We start from the raw sequence: 4,183 nt of genomic DNA, 5'->3' as shown, positions 1-4,183 counted from the left end.
CTGCTCGACTACGACTACCAGGAGGTCCGCGTCGCCCGCACGATCATCGAGAACTCGCGCCGCGTCTTCCTGGTCACCGACCACACCAAGTTCGGCCGCAGCGCCATGATCCGCCTCGGCCATATCGGCGAAGTGCACGAGCTGTTCACCGACCGCCCGCCGCCCGCCGCCATGGCCGACGTCATCGCCGCCAGCGACTGCCGCGTCCATGTGCCGGGAGACGAGGGAGAGGTGGAGATCTTCGAAAACGAACATGAATTTTCCTTTACGAACGCAAATCAGGCCGATAGCCTTCCATAGCGAAAATTCAAGCGGGGCGAACGAACGCCCGGCGGTCAGGGAGGACGATGAATGACCGGCGATCCGGTCGACATCCTCGTCATCGGCGGCGGAGTGAACGGCGCCGGCATCGCGCGCGACGCGGCCGGCCGCGGCTTCTCGGTCGTGCTGTGCGAGCAGGGCGACCTCGGCAGCGCCACGTCGTCGGCGAGCACCAAGCTGATCCACGGGGGGCTGCGCTACCTCGAATACTACGAGTTCAGGCTGGTGCGCGAAGCGCTGGTCGAACGCGAGGTCCTGCTGCGCGCCGCCCCACACATCATTTGGCCGCTGCGCTTCGTGCTGCCGCACGACCGCACGATGCGCCCGGCCTGGATGCTGCGGCTCGGCCTGTTCCTCTACGACCATCTCGGCGGGCGCAAGCTGCTGCCGCCGTCCCGCTCGCTCGACCTGCGCCGCCACCCCGCGGGCGCGCCGATGGCCGATGGCTGGAGCAAGGCGTTCGAGTATTCGGACTGCTGGGTCGAGGACGCGCGCCTGGTGGTGCTGAACGCGATCGACGCGCGCGAGCGGGGCGCCAGCGTCCTGACGCGCACGCGCTGCACCGGCGCCCGGCGCGAGGACGGGCTGTGGAGCGTCACGCTGCAGTCGACCGAGACGGGGGAGACGCGCACCGTGCGCGCCCGCGTGCTGGTGAACGCGGCCGGCCCCTGGGTCGGCCACGTGCTGAACGCGCGCATCGGGGTCAACGCCCGCCACGCCGTCCGGCTGGTCAAGGGCAGCCACGTCGTCGTCCGCCGCCTCTACGAGGGGCCGCACGCCTACATCTTCCAGAACGACGACCGGCGCATCGTGTTCGCGATCCCGTACGAGCGCGACTACACGCTGATCGGCACCACCGACGTCGACTACGAGGGCGACCCGGGCGAGGTCGCGATCTCGGACGCGGAGGTCGCGTATCTGTGCCGCGCCGTCTCCAAGTACTTCGCGACGCCGGTGATGCCCGCGGACGTGGTCTGGACCTATAGCGGGGTCCGGCCGCTCTACGACGACGAGGCGGGCAACGCCGCCGCCGTAACCCGCGACTACGTGCTCGAGCTCGACGCGCCGCCCGACGCCCCCGCCCTGCTGTCGATCTACGGCGGCAAGATCACGACCTATCGCCGCCTCGCCGAGGAGGCGGTCAACCGCCTGCAGGAGCCGCTGCGCGCCGCCGCCAGGCCCTGGACCGCCGGCAGCCCCCTGCCCGGCGGCGACATCCCCGAGGCCGATTTCGACGGCTACCTCGCCGGCCTGTCCGCGCGCCGCCCGTGGCTGCCGCCGGCGCTGGCGCGGCGCTACGCGCGCGCCTACGGCACGCGGACGGAGATGCTGCTGGACGGGGCGGCCGGGCTGGCCGATCTCGGCCGCGACCTCGCCGCGTCGTGCGGCGGCCAGGTGTACGAGGCCGAGCTGCGCTACGCCGCCGCGCAGGAGTTCGTGCGCACGGGCGAGGACTTCTTGTGGCGGCGCACCAAGCTGGGCCTGCATCTCGACGCGGAGGCGCGGGCCGAGGTCTCGGCCTGGCTGGCGGGGCGGACGGCCGTGCCGGGGAACGAGCACGCCCCGCAACTCAGATCGTCGATGGGAGGCAACCGGTGACGCTCCAGCTCGACGCCATCACCAAGAAGGCCGGCTCCGAGACCCATGTCGAGGGGATCTCGCTGACGCTGGAGCCCGGCTCGTTCAACGTCCTGCTCGGGCGCACGCTGGCCGGCAAGACGACGCTGATGCGCCTGATGGCGGGGCTGGAGGCGCCGACGTCCGGGCGCGTGGTCGACAACGGGCGCGACGTCACCGGCGTCTCGGTGCGCAGGCGCGACGTGGCGATGGTCTACCAGCAGTTCATCAACTACCCCTCGCTGACGGTCTACGACAACATCGCCTCGCCGCTGCGCCGGCAGGGGCTGGACCGCGCGGAGATCGACCGGCGCGTGCGCGAGACCGCGTCGATGCTGCACATCGAGGGGCTGCTGGACCGGCTGCCGGCCCAGCTCTCGGGCGGGCAGCAGCAGCGCACGGCGATCGCGCGTGCCCTGGTCAAGCGCGCGGGGCTGCTGCTGCTGGACGAGCCGCTGGTCAATCTCGACTACAAGCTGCGCGAGGAGCTGCGCGAGGAACTGCGCGAGCTGTTCCGCGACGGCGGCACGACCGTCGTCTACGCGACGACCGAGCCGACCGAGGCGCTGGTGATGGGCGGCAGCACGGCCGTGCTGCACGAGGGGCGGCTGGTCCAGTTCGGCCCGACGCTGGAGGTCTATTCCCGGCCGGCGAGCACGGTCGTGGGCGCGGTGTTCAGCGACCCGCCGATGAACTTCCTGGACGCGGTCCTCTCGGACGACCGGGTCACACTCGCCGACGGCACGCATCTGCCGCTGGCGGCCCATGACCGCGGCCTGCCGCCGGGGCCGTGCCGGATCGGCGTGCGCGCCAATCACCTGTCGATCGCGCGCCGCAGCGAGCTGGACGTCGCGATACAGGCGCGCGTCGAGCTGTCCGAGATCAGCGGCTCGGAGACCTTCGTCCACGTCGTCCACCAGGGCACCGGCCTGGTCGCCCAGGAGGACGGCGTCCACAACCACCCGATCGGCGAGACCATCGCGGTCCATGTCGATCCCGCCCGCGTCTTCGTCTTCGCGCCCGACGGCCGGCTGATCGCCGCCCCGACGCGCGAGCCGGGGCGCCTCATGGGCGTCGCGTAGGAGCCCGGCCCATGGCGACGATCGACCTCGTCAACCTCGCCCATTCCTACGAGGCCGAGCCGAAGGGCCCGCAGGACTACGCGGTGCGCCAGTTCACCCAGAGCTGGCGCGACGGCGCCGCCTACGCGCTGCTGGGGCCGTCGGGCTGCGGCAAGACCACGCTGCTGAACATCATCTCCGGCCTGGTGACGCCGAGCGAGGGGCGCATCCTGTTCGACGGCCGCGATGTGACCGGGCTGTCGCCGGAGGCGCGCAACATCGCCCAGGTGTTCCAGTTCCCGGTCATCTACGACACCATGACCGTGTACGAGAACCTGGCCTTCCCGCTGCGCAACCGGAAGGTGCCCGCGGCCGAGGTGGACGCGCGGGTGCGCAAGGTCGCCGGGCTGCTGGACCTGGGCGGGGAGCTGAACCGGCGCGCCCACCGGCTGACCGCGGACGCCAAGCAGAAGATCTCCATGGGGCGCGGGCTGGTGCGCTCGGACGTGGCGGCGATCCTGTTCGACGAGCCGCTGACCGTGATCGACCCGCACATGAAATGGCAGCTCCGGCGCAAGCTGCGCGAGGTGCACGAGGAGTTCCGCCTCAGCCTGATCTACGTCACCCACGACCAGGTCGAGGCGCTGACCTTCGCCGACGAGGTCGCGGTGATGCACGAGGGGCAGATCGTCCAGCTCGGCACCCCGCAGGAGCTGTTCGAGCGGCCGGCCCACACCTTCGTCGGCTACTTCATCGGCAGCCCGGGCATGAACCTAATGCCGTGCGAGCTCGGCCCCGACCACGCGGTCGTCGACGGCGTAGCGATCCCGCTCGACCCCGGGCGCACCGGAAGGGCCGCGGGGGACGGCCGCTTCGAGCTGGGCATCCGGCCGGAATTCGTCGAGGTCGCGCCGGCCGGCGGGCCCGGCGCGGTGCCGGTCGCGGTGTCGGGGGTCGAGCATCTGGGCACACACCGGCTGGTGACCGCGCGCCTCGGCCGCCACCCGATCAAGGTGCGCCTCGCTGACGACCGGCCGATCCCAGCCGACGGCCTGGCGCTGCGCTTCCCGCCGGAGCGCACGCTGCTCTACCGCGACAGCCGGCTGGCGAGCTAGGAGGCGGACATGGACAAGCCCTGGAACAACCGAGCCTGGTTCCTGGTGATCCCGGTCTTCGTGATCGTC

At 71.5% G+C, this 4,183-nt stretch carries 3 protein-coding genes and 1 pseudogene; all 4 read left to right on the top strand.

All coding sequences use genetic code 11. The annotated features are described in order from the left end of the window. Nucleotides 1-300: pseudogene (locus tag VGO20_RS14960) on the top strand (hypothetical protein); the annotation flags it as partial. Nucleotides 301-351: 51 nt separating this feature from the next. Next, nucleotides 352-1,920, top strand: a complete 1,569-nt coding sequence (gene glpD / locus VGO20_RS14955) for a glycerol-3-phosphate dehydrogenase (RefSeq protein WP_327503168.1) — start codon at nucleotides 352-354, stop codon at nucleotides 1,918-1,920. Then, nucleotides 1,917-3,020, top strand: coding sequence for an ABC transporter ATP-binding protein (locus VGO20_RS14950; RefSeq protein WP_327503167.1), 1,104 nt, complete (start codon nucleotides 1,917-1,919; stop codon nucleotides 3,018-3,020). The genes glpD and VGO20_RS14950 overlap by 4 nt, the downstream gene beginning before the upstream one ends. 11 nt (nucleotides 3,021-3,031) lie before the next feature. After that, a complete protein-coding gene (locus VGO20_RS14945) occupies nucleotides 3,032-4,114 on the top strand; it encodes an ABC transporter ATP-binding protein (RefSeq protein WP_327503166.1) in 1,083 nt (360 codons plus the stop codon). Nucleotides 4,115-4,183: the final 69 nt, after the last annotated feature.

The organism is Arenibaculum sp. (assembly GCF_035998295.1).
Taxonomy (GTDB): domain Bacteria; phylum Pseudomonadota; class Alphaproteobacteria; order Azospirillales; family Azospirillaceae; genus DASYHS01.
This window is presented reverse-complemented; position numbering and strand designations above follow the sequence as displayed.